This window comes from Verrucosispora sp. FIM060022 (assembly GCF_003977705.1).
Classification (GTDB): Bacteria; Actinomycetota; Actinomycetes; order Mycobacteriales; family Micromonosporaceae; genus Micromonospora; species Micromonospora gifhornensis.
Genome location: NZ_RQIV01000003.1, coordinates 180730 through 196500 on the forward strand (window position 1 = coordinate 180730; position 15771 = coordinate 196500).

At 72.2% G+C, this 15771-nt stretch carries 15 protein-coding genes and 2 tRNA genes; 6 read left to right on the forward strand and 11 right to left on the reverse strand.

Features of this window, described 5'->3' with window-relative positions:
• Window positions 1–201 carry a DUF397 domain-containing protein gene (locus EG812_RS11345; RefSeq protein ID WP_126711535.1) on the forward strand — a complete coding sequence of 67 codons (201 nt, stop codon included), beginning with the start codon at window positions 1–3 and terminating at the stop codon, window positions 199–201.
• A 72-nt stretch (window positions 202–273) separates the two neighbouring features.
• Here the strand turns inward: EG812_RS11345 and EG812_RS11350 are convergent, their stop codons facing one another.
• From EG812_RS11350 to EG812_RS11370, 5 genes are read right to left on the reverse strand one after another with little or no spacing between them, the layout of a single operon-like run.
• Window positions 274–1320 carry an ROK family protein gene (locus EG812_RS11350; protein ID WP_126711536.1) on the reverse strand — a complete coding sequence of 349 codons (1047 nt, stop codon included), beginning with the start codon at window positions 1318–1320 and terminating at the stop codon, window positions 274–276.
• A 39-nt stretch (window positions 1321–1359) separates the two neighbouring features.
• Window positions 1360–2178, reverse strand: a complete 819-nt coding sequence (locus tag EG812_RS11355; protein ID WP_126711537.1) for a putative protein N(5)-glutamine methyltransferase — start codon at window positions 2176–2178, stop codon at window positions 1360–1362.
• Entirely contained in the window at window positions 2179–3318 is a 1140-nt protein-coding gene (locus tag EG812_RS11360) for a cystathionine gamma-lyase (protein ID WP_126711538.1), read from the reverse strand.
• 4 nt (window positions 3319–3322) lie between these two features.
• Window positions 3323–4321 carry an NAD(P)H-dependent glycerol-3-phosphate dehydrogenase gene (locus EG812_RS11365; RefSeq protein WP_126711539.1) on the reverse strand — a complete coding sequence of 333 codons (999 nt, stop codon included), beginning with the start codon at window positions 4319–4321 and terminating at the stop codon, window positions 3323–3325.
• A complete protein-coding gene (locus EG812_RS11370) occupies window positions 4318–5055 on the reverse strand; it encodes a lysophospholipid acyltransferase family protein (protein ID WP_013732058.1) in 738 nt (245 codons plus the stop codon). Before EG812_RS11370 ends, EG812_RS11365 begins: the two co-directional genes overlap by 4 nt.
• A 122-nt stretch (window positions 5056–5177) precedes the next feature.
• On the opposite strand from EG812_RS11370, the gene cofC reads away from it, so the two are divergent.
• The 4 genes from cofC (at window position 5178) to EG812_RS11390 (ending at window position 9289) form a co-directional block, all read left to right on the forward strand.
• A complete protein-coding gene (gene cofC / locus EG812_RS11375) occupies window positions 5178–5807 on the forward strand; it encodes a 2-phospho-L-lactate guanylyltransferase (protein WP_043719893.1) in 630 nt (209 codons plus the stop codon).
• A 69-nt stretch (window positions 5808–5876) separates the two neighbouring features.
• A complete protein-coding gene (locus EG812_RS11380) occupies window positions 5877–6074 on the forward strand; it encodes a cold-shock protein (protein WP_043723268.1) in 198 nt (65 codons plus the stop codon).
• 53 nt (window positions 6075–6127) lie between these two features.
• Window positions 6128–8332 (forward strand): RNA degradosome polyphosphate kinase, encoded by a 2205-nt coding sequence (locus EG812_RS11385; protein ID WP_126711540.1) that lies wholly within the window; start codon window positions 6128–6130, stop codon window positions 8330–8332.
• 24 nt (window positions 8333–8356) lie between these two features.
• Entirely contained in the window at window positions 8357–9289 is a 933-nt protein-coding gene (locus tag EG812_RS11390) for an NUDIX hydrolase (protein WP_233579452.1), read from the forward strand.
• A gap of 111 nt (window positions 9290–9400) precedes the next feature.
• Here the strand turns inward: EG812_RS11390 and EG812_RS11395 are convergent, their stop codons facing one another.
• The 4 genes from EG812_RS11395 to leuC all read right to left on the reverse strand — a co-directional run bounded on the left by EG812_RS11395 (window position 9401) and on the right by leuC (window position 14369).
• Window positions 9401–11362, reverse strand: a complete 1962-nt coding sequence (locus EG812_RS11395) for an endonuclease/exonuclease/phosphatase family protein (protein ID WP_233579453.1) — start codon at window positions 11360–11362, stop codon at window positions 9401–9403.
• 126 nt (window positions 11363–11488) lie between these two features.
• Complete coding sequence (locus tag EG812_RS11400; protein ID WP_013732054.1) at window positions 11489–12148, reverse strand: HU family DNA-binding protein; 660 nt, start codon at window positions 12146–12148, stop codon at window positions 11489–11491.
• A 172-nt stretch (window positions 12149–12320) separates the two neighbouring features.
• The gene (gene leuD, locus EG812_RS11405; RefSeq protein WP_013732053.1) at window positions 12321–12908 is read right to left on the reverse strand and encodes a 3-isopropylmalate dehydratase small subunit; all 588 of its coding nucleotides are present in this window, start codon (window positions 12906–12908) and stop codon (window positions 12321–12323) included.
• 15 nt (window positions 12909–12923) lie between these two features.
• On the reverse strand, window positions 12924–14369 hold the full coding sequence (gene leuC, locus EG812_RS11410; protein ID WP_043719887.1) for a 3-isopropylmalate dehydratase large subunit: 1446 nt from the start codon (window positions 14367–14369) through the stop codon (window positions 12924–12926).
• A 49-nt stretch (window positions 14370–14418) separates the two neighbouring features.
• Between leuC and EG812_RS11415 the strand changes: the two genes are divergently transcribed.
• On the forward strand, window positions 14419–15105 hold the full coding sequence (locus EG812_RS11415; protein ID WP_013732051.1) for an IclR family transcriptional regulator: 687 nt from the start codon (window positions 14419–14421) through the stop codon (window positions 15103–15105).
• Window positions 15106–15283: 178 nt separating this feature from the next.
• Here EG812_RS11415 and EG812_RS11420 read toward each other — a convergent pair.
• Together EG812_RS11420 and EG812_RS11425 are read right to left on the reverse strand one after the other, a co-directional pair.
• A tRNA-Glu gene (locus EG812_RS11420) sits at window positions 15284–15359 on the reverse strand.
• 284 nt (window positions 15360–15643) lie between these two features.
• Window positions 15644–15716 (reverse strand) — tRNA-Glu (locus EG812_RS11425).
• Between the last annotated feature and the right edge of the window lie 55 nt (window positions 15717–15771).

A 15771-nucleotide genomic window follows, 5' to 3' on the forward strand; every position in this document is an offset into this window, starting at 1 on the left:
ATGACACCGACGACCAACGCCACCCCGGCGGTGGCCGGATGGCGCAAGAGCAGCCACAGCGGCGACGAGGGCGCCTGCGTGGAGGTGGCGGTCGTACCCGGCACGGTGGCGGTACGCGATTCCAAGGACCCGGACGGCCCGCTGCTGTTCTTCGCGCCGTCGGCCTGGACCGCCTTCGCCGAGACACCGCCGCAGCGCTGATCCACGGGTGAACCCATAGCCGCTGACCGGGCCGGTAAGGGCACCGCCGGCCCGGTCAGCCCACCCGAGCGATCAGTGGCCGACCAGCGGCGGCGGCACCGGCAGTTCACGGGCCGCCGCCAGGGCGGCGAGGGCGGCTCCCCGAGCGCCGGCCATGTCCCGCTCCGGCACCAGCGCGAAGGTGGCCGACGCGGCCTGCTCGTCCCGCAGCACGGTGTGCTCGCGTACGGTCGCCAGGAACCAGTCACGGAACTCGGGGGCGGTTTCCACCACCCCACCGCCCACGAAGTAGGCGTGCGGATCGGTGAAGTTGGCCGCGATGGTGAACAACGCCCCGAGCGCCCTGGCCTGCTGGGCGAAGATTTCCCGGGCCATCTCGTCGCCCCGCTCGCCGTAACCGCGCACCAGCTTCGCCGCCAGGGCCGGCGGCTCACCGGCCAGCGGATGGTCCGGAAACCGGGTGAGCCAATACGGCAGCAGGTTGCGCTCGATCGCGGTCAGCGAGGCGATGGACTCCACGTCCCCGGCGAAGCCGCAGGCGCAGACCGGCACCGGCTGACCCGGTGCGAGCACATCGGTCAGCGGGACGTGCACGTGCCCCAGCTCGCCGGCCATCCCCGCCGCGCCGGCGATCACCCGTCCGTACTCGACCAGACCACCGCCCAGCCCGGTGCCGACGATCGCCGACACCGACGACCGGTGCATCGCGTCGACTCCGAAGTGGACGTGGTGGGCGTAGAGCGCGGCGGCGTTGCCGTCGTTGTGATAGATCACCGGCAGCCCGAGCCGGCGTTCCAGGGCACCCCGGATGTCGTGGCCGCGCCAGGCCGGTTGGGAGAAGTTCGTCGACCCCTTCGACGAGATCACCCCGGTGGCGCTGGCCGGACCGGGCGTGTCCAGCCCGACGGCGCGCACCTGGTCGCGGGACAGCCCGGTCAGGGCCAGCACACCGTCGAAGGAGCGGGCCATCGCCTCGACGGCGGCCTGCGGGCCGGCGCGTACCTCGCTGGGGGTCTCCACGAGCTGATCGACCAGGAAGCGTCCATCGAGCGTGAGCACCGTGGCGTTGTTGCTCGTACCGCCGTTGTCGATGCCCACGACCACAGTTGTGTCAGCCACCGGTCAACCGCCTCCCACCCGATTCGATCTGACGTGAGGCTAGTTCTCGCTCCCCTGCCCCGCCATGCCGACCGGCCGTCGGGCCGTCATCGCGGTGGCCGCCAGGGACTCGTCGCGGAACGTCGACGGCAGCAGCCCCGCCTCCGCCAGCACCGTCGCGAGCAGGTCGACCTGCGACTGGCCGACCTCCACCACCAGGTGCCCGCCGGGAGCGAGCCACCTCGTCGCGTCGGCGGCGAGCCGGCGCAGCACCGCCAACCCGTCCGGGCCGCCGTCGAGCGCCACCAACGCCTCGTACTGGCGCGACTCGGCCGGCAGCAGGTCCAACGCCGCCGTCGGCACGTACGGCGCGTTCGCCACCACCAGGTCCAGGGTGCCGCGCCAGGTCGCCGGCAGCGCGTCGAACAGGTCACCGGCGTAGACCGGCACGGCCAACTCGGCGAGATTGCCTCGGGCACAGGCCACCGCGGCCGGGTCCACGTCCACCGCGGCCAGCAGCCGTGGGGCGTGGAGTCGACGCGCCAGCGCCCGGGTGAGCGCACCCGAGCCGCAACACAGCTCGACCACCCTCGCCGCCGGCCCGGTCACCGCCTCGGCCGCCGCGACGAGCGCCGCGGTCCGCGCCCTCGGCACGAAGACACCGGGTACGACGGTGATCCGCTCGCCGCAGAACTCCGCCCAGCCGAGCAGGTACTCCAGCGGCTCCCCGGCCACCCGCCGGTCGACCAGGACCGCGAGCGACCGCGGGTCGTCGGCCGCCTCCACGAGCAGCCGCGCCTCGTCCTCGGCCCAGACACAACCGGCCCGGCGTAACCGGTGGACCGTGGCGGCCCGTACCGCCGAGGAGACGGCGATCATCTAGGCGCTGGCATCCAACGCGGCCGACACGTCGGCGATCAGGTCCACCGTGTCCTCCACGCCGCAGGAGAGCCGCACGAAGCCCGCCGTGGTGTCGTCACCCCACTGGGCCCGCCGGTCGGCGGTGGTGTGCAGGCCGCCGAAGGAGGTGGCCGCCGAGACCAGCCGGGTCGCGTCGAGGAACCGGGCGACCCGTTCGGCGTCGCCCAGATCGAAGGAGAGCACCCCCGGCATCCGGCGCAGCTGACGCGAGGCGACCGGGTACGCCGGATCGTCCGGCAGGCCCGGCCAGCGCAGCCCGGTCACGTCGGCACGGTCGGCCAGCAGCCGGGCGATGGCCTCGGCGTTGGCGCTCTGCCGAGCCAGGCGCAGGTCGAGGGTGGCCAGCGAGCGGTGCGCCAGCCAGGCGTCGAACGCCCCGGGCACCGCCCCGGTGTTCGTCCGCCAGGCGGTGAACCGCTCCACCAGCTCCGATGACCGGGTGGCCAGGTATCCCAGCAGCAGGTCGGAGTGCCCGGTCAGGGCCTTGGTGCCGGAGGCGACCACCAGATCCGCGCCAAGGTCCAACGGGCGCTGCCCGAGCGGGGTCGCGGTGGTGTTGTCGACCGCCAGCAGGGCACCGGCGGCGTGCACCCGCTCGGCCAGCGCCGGCAGGTCCACCACGTCGAGGCCCGGGTTGGCCGGCGTCTCCACAAGCACCAGGCGTACCCCGTCGAAGGACGGGTACGGCCCGGCGGTCGGCGCGAGCAGCACCCGTACCCCGTTGCCGGTGAGCGTGTCGGTGGCGAACGCCCGGACCGGGAAGTACCCGTCGGCGGGCAGCACCACCGCGTCACCGGCGCGCAGCAGCCCCAGCAGCAGCCCGGTGATGGCCGCCTGGCCGCTGGCGAAGACCCGGCACTCGCCGCCCTCCAGCTCGCCGATCGCCGCCTCCAGCAGTCGCCGGGTGGGGTTGTCCGGGCGTCCGTACCCGTTCGGCGCCGCCTCCGGACCGTGTCGGGGATCGAGATGGTACGGCGCGGCGAAGACCGGCCCCGGCAGGAAGGGCTGTCCCGGTTGCGGTGCGGGCAGGCCGGCGCGCACGCACCGGGTGCCGTCACCGTCGGCCGGAAGTCGCTGGGGTACCTCGTTCTCGCTCATCGGCTCATTCCGGTTTCGTGGTACGGCTCATCAGGGCGCGTACCGCGACCCGCGGGTCGACGCCCTCGTGACAGACCAGCTCGACCTGCTCGGTGATCGGCATCTCCACGCCGTGCGCGCGGGCCAGGTCGCGGATGGCCAGGGCACTCTTGACCCCCTCGGCGGTCTGCCGGGTGGCCACCCGCGCCTCCTCCAGGGTGGCGCCCCGGCCCAGGTGCTCACCGAAGGTGCGGTTGCGCGCCGACGGCGACGAACAGGAGGCGACCAGGTCACCCATGCCGGCCAGGCCGGCGAAGGTGAGCGGGTCCGCGCCGAGGGCCACCCCGAGCCGGGCGGTCTCGGCCAGCCCCCGGGTGACAAGCATGGCCCGGGTGTTGTGACCGAAGCCCATCGCGGTGGCGATGCCGTACGCGAGGGCGATCACGTTCTTCACGGCGCCGCCCAGCTCACAGCCGATCACGTCGTCGTTGGTGTACGGCCGGAAGTACGGCGTGGTGATGGAGCGCTGCACCAGGGTGGCCCGGTCGACGTCGGTGCAGGCGACCACCGTGGCGGCCGGCTGCTCGGCGGCGATCTCCGGCGCCAGGTTGGGGCCGGAGACGACCACCACCCGGTCCGCGGCCACCTGCGCCGTCTCGACGATCACCTCGCTCATCCGCTTGGTGGTGCCGAGCTCGATGCCCTTCATCAGTGAGACCAGCGTGGCGTCGGCGTGCAGGTGCGAGACCCACTCGGCGAGGTTGCCCCGCAGCGTCTGCGACGGCACCGCCAGCACCACCATCTCCGCGCCCTTGATCGCCTCGGCGGCGTCGCCGGTGCCGGTGACCCGATCCGGCAGCACCACGTCGGGCAGGTACTCCGGGTTGCGCCGTTCGGTGCGGATGACGTCGGCGATCGGCTGCCGCCGGGCCCAGATGGTGACGTCCCGCCCGGCGTCGGCGAGGATCTTCGCGAACGCCGTACCCCAGGAACCGGCGCCCAGCACCGCGACGTGCCCACTCACGCCGTCGCCTCCGGGCGCCGCTGCTCGATGTTGGTCCGACCGCCGCGCTGCCACAGCGGTGGTGGTGTGCCGCCCCGGATCTCGGCGAGCATGTCCCGCAGCCGCAGCATGATCACGTCGGTCATCTCCTCCAGCACCGCGCGGCTCGGGGCGGCACCGGCCCACTGGCTCAGGTCGATCGGTGGCCCGGCCACCACGGTCACCGGGATCCGGGGCCGCGGGTTGAGCCGGGAGCGGTGCGGGTCGAAGATGCGCTCCGGCCCCCACATCACCACCGGCACCACCGGGGCGCCGGTCGCCAACGCCAGTCGAGCCGCCCCGGTCTTGCCCTTCATCGGCCACAGGTCCGGTTCCCGGGTGATGGTGCCCTCCGGGTAGATGATCACGGCATCACCCTCGCCGAGCGCCTTGATCAGGGCGTCCAGCGACTTGGCCGCGTCGACCGTCCCCCGCTCGACCGGGATCTGCTTGCACCGGTGCAGGATCCAGCCGATCACCGGGACCTTGAACACGCTCGCCTTGCCCAGGAACTGCGGCCACCGGCCGGAGTCGTAGATGAAATGGGCGGCGACCAGCGGGTCGGCGTGCGACATGTGGTTCGCCACGATGATCATCGGGCCCTCGGTGCCGAGGTGCTCCATCCCCCGCCAGGTGCGCCGGGTCCAGATCGTCATCACCGGCTTGACCAGCACCACGGCCAACCATTGCCAGAACCCCAGCCTGCGCCGACCCACCGTGCCTCCTCGTGCCCGCCCCGTCCACCGGAGGAACCGGTGACACCCGCAGCCGAAATCATGCCTGCTCGCCCCTGGTACGGCCAGTGAGGGTACCGACGCGCGGCTGGCAGGATGACAGTGTGAGTCAGCCATGGACCGTGGTGGTACCGGTCAAGCGTCTGACCGCCGCGAAGACCCGGCTGCGCGGCGGGCTGCCCGGCGTGCCGCACGAGGAGTTGGCGCTGGCGCTGGCCGCCGACACGTTGGCCGCGGTGGGTGCCTGTTCGCCGCTGGTGCAGATCCGGGTGGTCACCGACGATCCCCGGGTGAGCGCGCTGGCCCGGCTGGCCGGCGCCCAGGTGCTGCCGGACGCCCCGGACGCCGGCCTCAACGCCGCGTTCCGGCACGGTGCGACCGGTGCCGCCGGGTGGGTGGCCGGGCTCACCGCCGATCTGCCCGCGCTGCGCCCGGCCGAACTGGCCGCCGCGCTGGCCGAGGCCCGCAGGACCCCGGCAGGCGTACGGTCCTTCGTCAGCGACGCCCCCGGCAGCGGCACGGTGCTGCTGGCGGCACCTCCCGGCGTACCCCTGGATCCCCGGTTCGGGCCCGACTCGGCCACGGCACACGCGGCCAGCGGTGCCCGCGCGTTGGCCGGTGACTGGCCCAGCCTGCGTCGGGATGTCGACACCGCCGACGACCTGCTGGCCGCGGCCCGGATCGGGCTCGGCCCGCGCACCGCGGCGCTGGCCGCCGGCTGCCCGACCGGCTGAACCCCGGCTGGACCGCCCGCTCGGCCGGTGGAGACCCGGCCGAGCCGCGTCCCGTGTACGGTGCTGGGCATGCAGGGCACGGTGGCGACCTTCGACGCGGCGACCCGCAGCGGCCTGCTGCTGCTCGACGACGGCACCGAGTTGCCCTTCCCCGCCCGTGCCTTCGACGCCTCCGGGCTGCGGCTGCTCCGGCTGGGGCAGCGGGTCCGGGTGGAGACCGACACCGGCGGTGACGTCGTTCGGGTGACGTTGCCGACGATGCCCTGACATCCCAGCTCAAGTTCAATTTGTGTTAACCCGCATCGGGTGATTATGGGCGGGTGAGCACCCCTCGCGAACGCCCGGACCACTCCGTCGGCACCGACCCGGCCGCCTCCTCCGCCGGGCTGGAGGAGGTGCTGGACCCGGTCTCCGGGGCTGGCCTGCCGGAACCCGCCGACCAGGAGACCTCGTTCGATCGGCCGCTGCCGGAGGACCGGTTCCTCAACCGGGAGCTGTCCTGGCTCGACTTCAACGCCCGGGTCCTGGCGCTGGCCGAGGACCACCGCACGCCGCTGCTGGAGCGGGCCAAGTTCCTCGCCATCTTCGCCAGCAACCTCGACGAGTTCTACATGGTGCGGGTCGCCGGGCTGAAACGACGGCTCACCGCGGGCCTGCCGGTGCGCGGCGGCGACGGGCTGCCCCTGCGTACCCAACTCGAACTGGTCGCCGCGAAGGCGGCCGACCTGGTCGCGCGGCACGCCGCCTGCTTCATCGACGACGTGTCGCCGAAGCTGGCGGCGGAGGGCATCCGGGTGCTGCGCTGGTCCGACCTCGGCGACAGCGAACGGGACCGGCTGCGCAGCTACTTCCGCGAGCAGATCTTCCCGGTGCTCACCCCACTGGCGGTCGACCCGGCCCACCCCTTTCCGTACATCTCGGGCCGGTCGCTGAACCTGGCCGTGTCGGTACGCGACCCGGACGGTGGGGCCGAACTGTTCGCCCGGGTCAAGGTGCCCAACAACGTGCCCCGGTTCGTCCGGGTCGACCGGGACCAGCCCGGCGTACGGATGCTGCCGGTGGAGGACCTCATCGCGGTCCACCTCGGTCAACTCTTCTCCGGCATGCAGGTGGTCGAGTGCCACCTGTTCCGGGTCACCCGCAACGCCGAGGTGGAGGTCGACGAGGACCGCGACGAGGACCTGCTCCAGGCCCTGGAACGGGAACTGGCCCGGCGACGGTTCGGTCCTCCGGTCCGGCTGGAGGTCGCCGCGTCGATCTCCGATCACATGCTGGAGTTGCTGGTCCGCGAACTGGACATGGACGCCCAGGACGTGCTGCGGGTCCGAGGACTGCTCGACCTGTCCGCGCTGTGGCAGCTCTACGGCGAGGCGGACCGGCCCGACCTGAAGGATCCGCCCTTCGTGCCGGCCACCCATCCCCGACTCGCCGAGGGCGAGGTGCCGCGCAGCGTCTTCGCCACCCTGCGCGACGGGGACGTCCTGGTGCACCACCCGTACCACTCGTTCGCCACAAGCGTGCAACGCTTCATCGAGCAGGCCGCCGCCGACCCGCACGTGCTGGCCATCAAGCAGACGCTGTACCGCACCAGCGGCGACTCCCCGATCGTGGACGCGCTGGTCGAGGCCGCCGCGGCCGGTAAGCAGGTGGTGGTGCTCGTCGAGCTGAAGGCCCGTTTCGACGAGGTGGCCAACATCGGCTGGGCCCGCACGCTGGAACGCGCCGGGTGCCACGTGGTCTACGGGCTGGTCGGTCTCAAGACCCACTGCAAGACCGCCCTGGTGGTACGCCAGGAGGGCAACCAGATCCGCCGCTACTGCCACATCGGCACCGGCAACTACCACCCCAAGACCGCCCGACTCTACGAGGACTTCGGCGTGCTCACCGCCGACCCGGAGATCGGCGCCGACCTGACCGACCTGTTCAACGTGCTCACCGGTTACAGCCGGCAGACCGCGTACCGGCGACTGCTGGTGGCGCCGCAGGGCATCCGGGGCGGCCTGATCGAGCGGATCGAACGGGAGATCACCCAGGTCCGGCTCGGCATGCCCGGCCTGGTGCAGTTCAAGGTCAACTCGCTGGTCGACGAGGCCGTCACCGACGCCCTGTACCGGGCCTCCCAGGCGGGCGTACACGTCGACCTGATCATCCGGGGGATGTGCACGCTGCGTCCCGGCGTACCCGGGCTCTCGGACAACATCCGGGTCCGTTCCATCCTCGGCCGCTTCCTGGAACACTCCCGGATCTTCCGCTTCGGCAACAACGGCGACGCCGAGTTCTGGATCGGGTCGGCCGACATGATGCACCGCAACCTGGACCGACGGGTCGAGGCACTGGTCCAGGTCAGCGACCCGGTGGCCCGCGCCGAACTGGACCACGTGCTCCAGGCCGCGATGAGCCCGGACGTCGACGCGTTCGAGTTGAGCGCCGACGGCAGTTGGACGCGGCGCAGCGGCACGCCGACGACACCGCTGGTCCACCTGCAGGATCTGCTGCTGCGTCGGGTCGGCAGCACCGCCGGGTGAGCGGTGCGGGCATAGGCTGAGCAGATGGTCAACGAGGAGGACCTGGCGGTCGCCGGCCGCCGGCAGGACCCGCACACCGGATCCGGCGTGGCCGTGATCCGGGCGGCCGGCGGGGTGGTGTGGCGGCCGGCGCCGGACGGCAGCGTCCAGGTGTGCCTGGTGCACCGCCCCCGGTACGGGGACTGGACGTTGCCGAAGGGCAAACTGGAGCCGGGCGAGCATCCGCTGCTCGCCGCCGCCCGGGAGGTCGCCGAGGAGGCCGACGCCCAGGCCGTACCGCAGGTGCGCCTGCCCAGCGTGCAGTACCGCAGCGAGGGCCTGCTCAAGACGGTCGACTACTGGTCGATGCGGGCGGTGGGCACCGGCGGTTTCCAGCCCGGCACCGAGGTCGACGACATGCGCTGGCTGGATGTGGACGATGCGGTGGCGCTGGTCAGCTACCCGCATGACGCCCAGGTGCTGGCCGCGTTCGCCGCGCTGCCCCAGGCCACCGCGGCGATCCTGTTGGTCCGGCACGGCCACGCCGGTGAGCGACTGGGCTGGTCCGGCCCGGACACCGGCCGCCCGTTGGACGCCCGAGGCTGGTCCCAGGCACACGCGTTGGCCCCACTGATCGCGCTGATCCGCCCGACCCGCCTGATCTCCGCCTCGCCCCGCCGGTGCGTACAGACCCTCGACCCGGCCGCCGCGTTGCTCGACCTGCCGATCGAGATCAGCGGTGACCTGGACGAGCCACGCGCCGGACAGCAGACCGACGAGTGCGCGCTGGCCGCCGCGGCAGCCCTCACCGCGCTGGCGGCACAGGGCGCGCCGGTGGCCGCCTGCAGCCAGGGCAAGGTCATCCCCGGTGCGCTGGAACGGCTCGTCGGCCAGCCCGGCGACTACGCCACCGGAAAGGGCGGCGGCTGGCTGCTCGCCTTCACCGGCGACCGACTACTCGCCGCCGACCGCCTCTGAGCAACCCCGCACCCCCGCCAGCGCCGCGCAGCCTCACTCCCCGCGCTGACTCTGAGCGCCCCCGCACCGAAGACGGAGATGTGTCCGGGGTCGTGCGACGACCGCCTGCCGTCACTGCGGTGTGCCGGGTGGCAGCTTGAGGGTCACCGCGACCGGCAGGTGGTCGCTGGCGGTGCTGGCGATCGCGACCGGATCGGTGGTCGGCAGGTCCGGGGAGACGAAGATGTGGTCGATCTGCGTGCGCGGATCGTCGGCCGGGCTGGTGGGCAGTGGGCGTACGGCCGCGAAGGCGTCGACCAGCCCGGCGTCGGTGAGCGCCGTGAACGCCGGATCGCCCGGCTCGGTGTTGAAGTCACCGGCCACCACCAGCGGCCTGCCGTCGGCGTACGCGGTGGCGAACTCGGCGACCGCTCGGGCCTGCACCACCGGATCCGTACCGGGTGGGGGTTGCAGGTGGGTGCTCACCACCGCCAGCCGCACACCGTCGCTGAAGTCGACGGTGACGCCGAGAGCCTGTGCACCGGTGGGTGCGCCCACCGCGGGTAGCGCGCGGGTCTGCGCCTGCCGGACCGGCCAGCGGCTCAGCACCGCATCGCCCCAGAGCGCCCCGGCGGCCGGCGCGAAGACGTACGGCATCTCCAGGCGGGTTGCCAGCAGGTGCAGGGTGTCGTGGCCGCCGTTGAGCAACCAGCCGCGGTCGACCTCGCTGAGCAGCACCACGTCGGCCCGCCCGATCGCCCGGTCGAGAGCGGCCAGGTCGAGGCGCCCGTCCAGACCGAAGCCCATCCGGATGTTGTACGCCACCAGCCGTATTTGCGTCGGCGGTCCGGGCCGGTTCGTCGCCGTCAACCACGGCCCGTGCATCACCGCGGCGACGAGGGCGACCAGGGCGGCCAGCAGGGCCGCCAGCAACGCCCGTACCGGCCGGGCAGCAGTCACCGGCCGCGTCAGCTCGGTGGTGGCGTCGACCGGAGCCACAGCGGCATCTGACGCCGATTGCCGCCCACCGTGCGCGACGGCACCCACCACCACCGCCACCACGACGGGCAGCCATCCGTTGGGGTAGCCGATGTCGTAGGCGGCGTAGAAGAGCACCGTCGCGACGGCGAAGACCAGCATGCCGCCGATCGCCGCGTACCCGCGCCGGGCGACGGTCGACGGACCCCGCTGGGCGGTCGTGAGGGCCAGGCAGCCACCGAGACCCGCTGCGGCGAGCAGCATCGCGACGCCGAGGGCCGAGGGTGGCCCGTACCCGAACAGTAGCGTTCCGGCCAGCAGCAGCACCGGGAACAGCGGACGCAGGCGGCCCTGCGGCGGCGGGTACAGCGCGCAGAACACGAACAGCGCCACCGCGCCGGTCAGCGGTGCCAGGGCGAACAGGGGCGGTTCGGCGGTGCCGGCGTGGCCGAACCAGAACGAATTCGCGGTGCCGGCGACCGCCGGTGACAGCGCGAGCATGCCGCCCAGCAGCAACGACGGCCCGGCGAGCAGCCAGCTTCGGGCCGGCGGCATTGTCGCCGCGTCGGCGTCCCGCTCGTCGACGTCTGGTCGCCGGGCGGACGCGACCGCCGCGACCAGCACCAGCGCCACCACGGCGACACTGGGCAGCCACGCCTGCCACCGCCCCCACCACACCGGGTCGTGGGTGGCGAACATCGCGTGGCCGAGTGCCCCGACGGTCAGCCCGTAGACCAGTCCGGGCACCGGATGCGTGACCTGACTCGCGGTCGCTGCCAGCCACACCAGCCCGGCCAGCAGGCCGGCGGTGGCCAGCCAGAGCTGCGTACGGCCGCCAGGAACCGCGGTGAGGGCCAGTCGGGCGGCGCCCAGTACGACCAGGGCCACCAGACCGACAGGACGGGCACCGACCCGCACGACGAGGGCCGGTGCGGCGAGGGCGAGCACGAACCAGCCGAGCGCGAACGCGCCGAGCAGCTCGGCGGGGGTCGACGCGGCCTGCCCGAAGATGGTGATGACCGACGGCAGGAAGACGCGGAGCACGTCGGTGAGGACGACGAGGCCCAGCGCCAGGGTGACGGTGGCGAGGTGACGGTGGCGCAGCACGGTTCTCATTTCGCCGAGGATGTGCGGCGATTCTGGTGCCGTACGGCGCGTCGGTCAACGCCTGCAAGGCGATCGGACCCGGACACGACGAAGGGCGCCCACCGGTGTGGTGGGCGCCCTCGTCGTACGACCGGCTCAGCGTCGGGTTGCCGCCTTCTTGGCCGGTGCCTTCTTCGCCGGAGCCTTCTTGGCGGCCGTGGTCTTGCTGGCCGCCGTGGTGCTCTTGGTCGCGGTCTTCTTCGCCGGAGTGGCCTTCTTGGTGGTGGTCTTCTTGGCCGCGGTGGTCTTCTTGGCCGCCGTGGTCTTGGCCGCGGTCGTCTTCTTGGCCGCTGCGGTCGTCTTCGTCGCGGTGGTCTTCTTGGCCGCCGTGGTCTTGGTGGCGGTGGCGGTCTTCTTCGCCCCGGTCGCCTTCGCCCCGGTCGCCTTCGCCCCGGCGGCCTTTGCGCCGGCCGCCTTCGCGCCGGTGGTCTTGGCGGTGGCTGCGGCTACCTTCTTCGCCGCCGCCGTGGCCTTCGGCACCTTGCCGCTGGCCACCATCTCCTTGAACCCAGCGCCGGGGCGGAAGGTCGGCACGGAGGTCTTCTTGACCTTCACCGCCTCGCCGGTACGCGGGTTGCGCGCTGTTCGAGCGCCCCGAACGCGCTTCTCGAACGCTCCGAATCCGGTGATCGCCACCTTCTCGCCCTTGGTGACCGCCGCCTGGACCTCAGCGAGGACCGCGTCTAGCGCGGCCGTCGCCGTTTTCCGGTCCCCCAGGCGAACGGCGAGCGCCTCGATGAGCTCGGCCTTGTTCACGACTTCCTCCTGATTGTGCAACTGACTCGACGCGAGCCATTCTGCGCGCACGGTATGCCCTGTGCTGCCGGGACACAAACATTCGGTGGAAAAAAGCCCTTGTGTCGTAACGGATTCGCCCCCACCGGTGGCACCGGTGGGGGCGAAATCGGCGATGGAACGCGGCGAACGGCTATGCGACCCGGGGCAGGAAGGACGGCCGGGTGGCCTCGAAGGTACTGATCTGCGCCTCGTGCCGGAGGGTGAGTCCAATGTCGTCCAAGCCCTCCATCAGCCGCCAGCGGCTGAAATCGTCGAGCGGGAACGACCACGTGGCGGCACCGGCCTGGACCTGGCGGGTGGCCAGATCCACGGTGATCGCGGTGGCGGGGTCGGACTCGACCAGACCCCAGATCTCCTCGACAGCTTTCAATTCCAGCTCTACCGGAAGCAACCCTTCCTTGAGCGCGTTGCCGCGGAAGATGTCACCGAAGCCGGGTGCGATCACGACCCGGAACCCGTAGTCGCGCAGCGCCCAGACGGCGTGCTCGCGCGAGGATCCGGTGCCGAACTCCGGGCCGGCGACGAGAATCGATGCTCCGGAATAAGATTGATCGTTGAGTACGAATCCCGGGTCCTCGCGCCACGCGCTGAACAACCCGTCCGCGAAACCGGTACGGGTCACCCGCTTCAGGTAGACGGCCGGGATGATCTGATCCGTGTCCACGTCGGAACGGCGCAGCGGCACCGCGGTGCCGGTGTGCACGGTGAACTTCTCCATCTGTCGCAAGCCCTTCTACAGATCGGCGGGAGCAGCCAGTCGGCCGGCCACTGCGGTCGCGGCGGCGACCGGCGGACTCACCAGGTGGGTACGCCCACCCCGACCCTGGCGACCCTCGAAGTTCCGGTTGGAGGTCGAGGCGGAGCGCTGCCCCGGGGAGAGCGTGTCCGGGTTCATGCCCAGGCACATCGAGCAGCCGGCGAAACGCCACTCGGCACCGGCGTCGGTGAAGACCTTGTCCAGCCCTTCGGCCTCGGCAGCCTCCCGCACGGCGGCGGAGCCGGGCACCACCAGCATGCGTACGCCCTCGGCGACCCGCTGACCGCGCAGCACGTCCGCGGCGGCCCGCAGGTCCTCCAGCCGGCCGTTGGTGCAGGAGCCGACGAAGACCACGTCGACGGCGAGGTCCCGCAGCGGCGTGCCGGGCCGCAGGTCCATGTACTCCAGCGCCCGACGGGCGGCGGCCCGCTCCGCGTCGGTGCCGAACTCCTCCGGGTCCGGCACGACCGCGCCCAGCGGGGCACCCTGCCCGGGGTTGGTGCCCCAGGTCACGAACGGGGTGATCTCGGCGGCGTCCAGGACCACCTCGGCGTCGAAGGTTGCGCCCTCGTCGGTGGGCAGCGTCCGCCAGTAGGCCAGCGCCGCGTCCCAGTCGGCGCCGGTAGGCGCGTTGGGCCGCCCCTTGAGGTACGCGAAGGTGGTCTCGTCCGGCGCGATCATGCCGGCCTTGGCACCCCACTCGATCGACATGTTGGCGATGGTCATCCGGCCTTCCATGGACAGCGCCCGGATGGCCTCGCCCCGGTACTCGACGATGTGCCCGCGCCCGCCACCGGTGCCGACCTTCGCGATCAGCGCGAGGACCAGGTCCTTCGCGGTGACGCCGGGGCCGAGCTGACCGTTGACGGTGACCGCCATGGTCTTCGGCCGGGCCTGCGGCAGCGTCTGGGTGGCCAGCACGTGCTCGACCTCACTGGTGCCGATGCCGAAGGCCAGTGCCCCGAAGGCGCCGTGGGTGGCGGTGTGCGAGTCGCCACAGACGATGGTCATGCCGGGCTGGGTGAGCCCGAGCTGCGGGCCGATGACGTGCACGATGCCCTGGTTCTCGTCGCCCAGCGGGTGCAGCTTGACGCCGAACTCGGCGCAGTTGCGGCGCAGCGTCTCGATCTGCGTGCGCGAGGTGGGGTCGGCGATGGTGAGCAGGTCACCACGGCGCTGCTGGAACGAGGGATCGGCGTACCCGGTCGGGGTGTTGTGGTCCTCGGTCGCGAGGGTGAGGTCGGTACGGCGCACCGGGCGCCCGGCGAGCCGCAGCCCGTCGAACGCCTGCGGGCTGGTCACCTCGTGCAGCAGGTGCAGGTCGATGAAGAGCAGATCGGGCTCTCCCGCGACAGACCGGACGACATGCGCGTCCCAGACCTTCTCGGCCAAGGTTCTCGGCTGAGTCGTGGCTCCCACCATCTGGACATCCTAAATTCTGGGAGGTAAATTTCGGCTTGTGGGACACAGTATGAGCGGTGTCGGCGTTCTCGACAAGGCGGTGGTCATCCTGGCCGCCTGTGTCGACGGCGCCAGCCTGGCCGAACTCGTTGAACGCACCAAGCTGCCCCGAGCCACCGCACATCGGCTGGCCCAGGCGCTGGAGATCCATCGGATGCTCGTCCGGGACACCCAGGGGCGGTGGCGCCCTGGCCCCCGCCTGGGTGAGCTGGCCAACGCCGCGCCGGACGTCCTGCTGACCGCGGCCGAGCCACTGCTGGCCGCATTGCGGGACGCCACCGGCGAAAGCGCCCAGCTCTACCTTCGCAGAGCGGACGAACGGATCTGCGTGGCCGCCGCCGAGCGAGCCAGCGGCCTACGGGACACCGTCCCGGTCGGCTCGGTGCTGCCGATGACCGCCGGGTCGGCGGCCCAGATCCTGCTCGCCTGGGAGCCGCCCGAGGCGGTGATGCCGCTGCTGCCCCGGTCCAAGTTCACCGGCCGCACCCTGGCCGAGGTACGCCGCCGCGGCTGGGCGCAGAGCGTCGCCGAACGCGAGCCGGGTGTGGCCAGTGTCTCAGCCCCGATCCGCGACCGTACCGGCCGGGTGATCGCCGCCATCAGCATCTCCGGCCCCATCGAACGCCTCGGCCGCCGCCCCGGCGAACGCCACGCCATGGCCGTGGTCCGAGCCGGCCAACGCCTCTCCGGCCTCTAACCCCGGCCTCCCCCTCCCCCACCCACCCTCGCCCCGTTGATCAAGAGGTTTGCGGCTACGAACAGCCGGTTCGAGACGCAAACCTCTTGATCAACTCAGCCAGGGAGGGGTGCCCGCGAGCGGGAGGGGGTGGGGGTATGGGAAAGCCCGCCTCGCCGGGGGCGAGACGGGCTTGATGTGGTAGCCCCGACCGGATTCGAACCGGCGCTACCGCCTTGAGAGGGCGGCGTCCTGGGCCGCTAGACGACGGGGCCAGAACTTTCCTGGTTCACCGCCGTCTCCGGCGGTGCGGCAGTAGTCTAGCGGCGTTTCCGCCCGCTGTATCAGCGGGGTGGGGTGGGATCGGCGTGCCGGCCGCGCGCTGGACCGGAGGCAGGCGTGAGCTGGTCTTCTACCTCCGTGCGGGGTCGGGACCGACTCGGGGGCGAGCACAGCGGGGCGCGGTCCGACGCTGGCGGGGACCTGGGCAGGGAGCACTGGAGAGGCGGAAAGCGAAACGGCTCGTCCCTAGGTGGGACGAGCCGTGACTTTCTACCTGTAGCCCCGACCGGATTCGAACCGGCGCTACCGCCTTGAGAGGGCGGCGTCCTGGGCCGCTAGACGACGGGGCCAGAACATAATGCGACACCACCCTAGCGGTGGTGCCGCCGAACTCTACCAGACCTC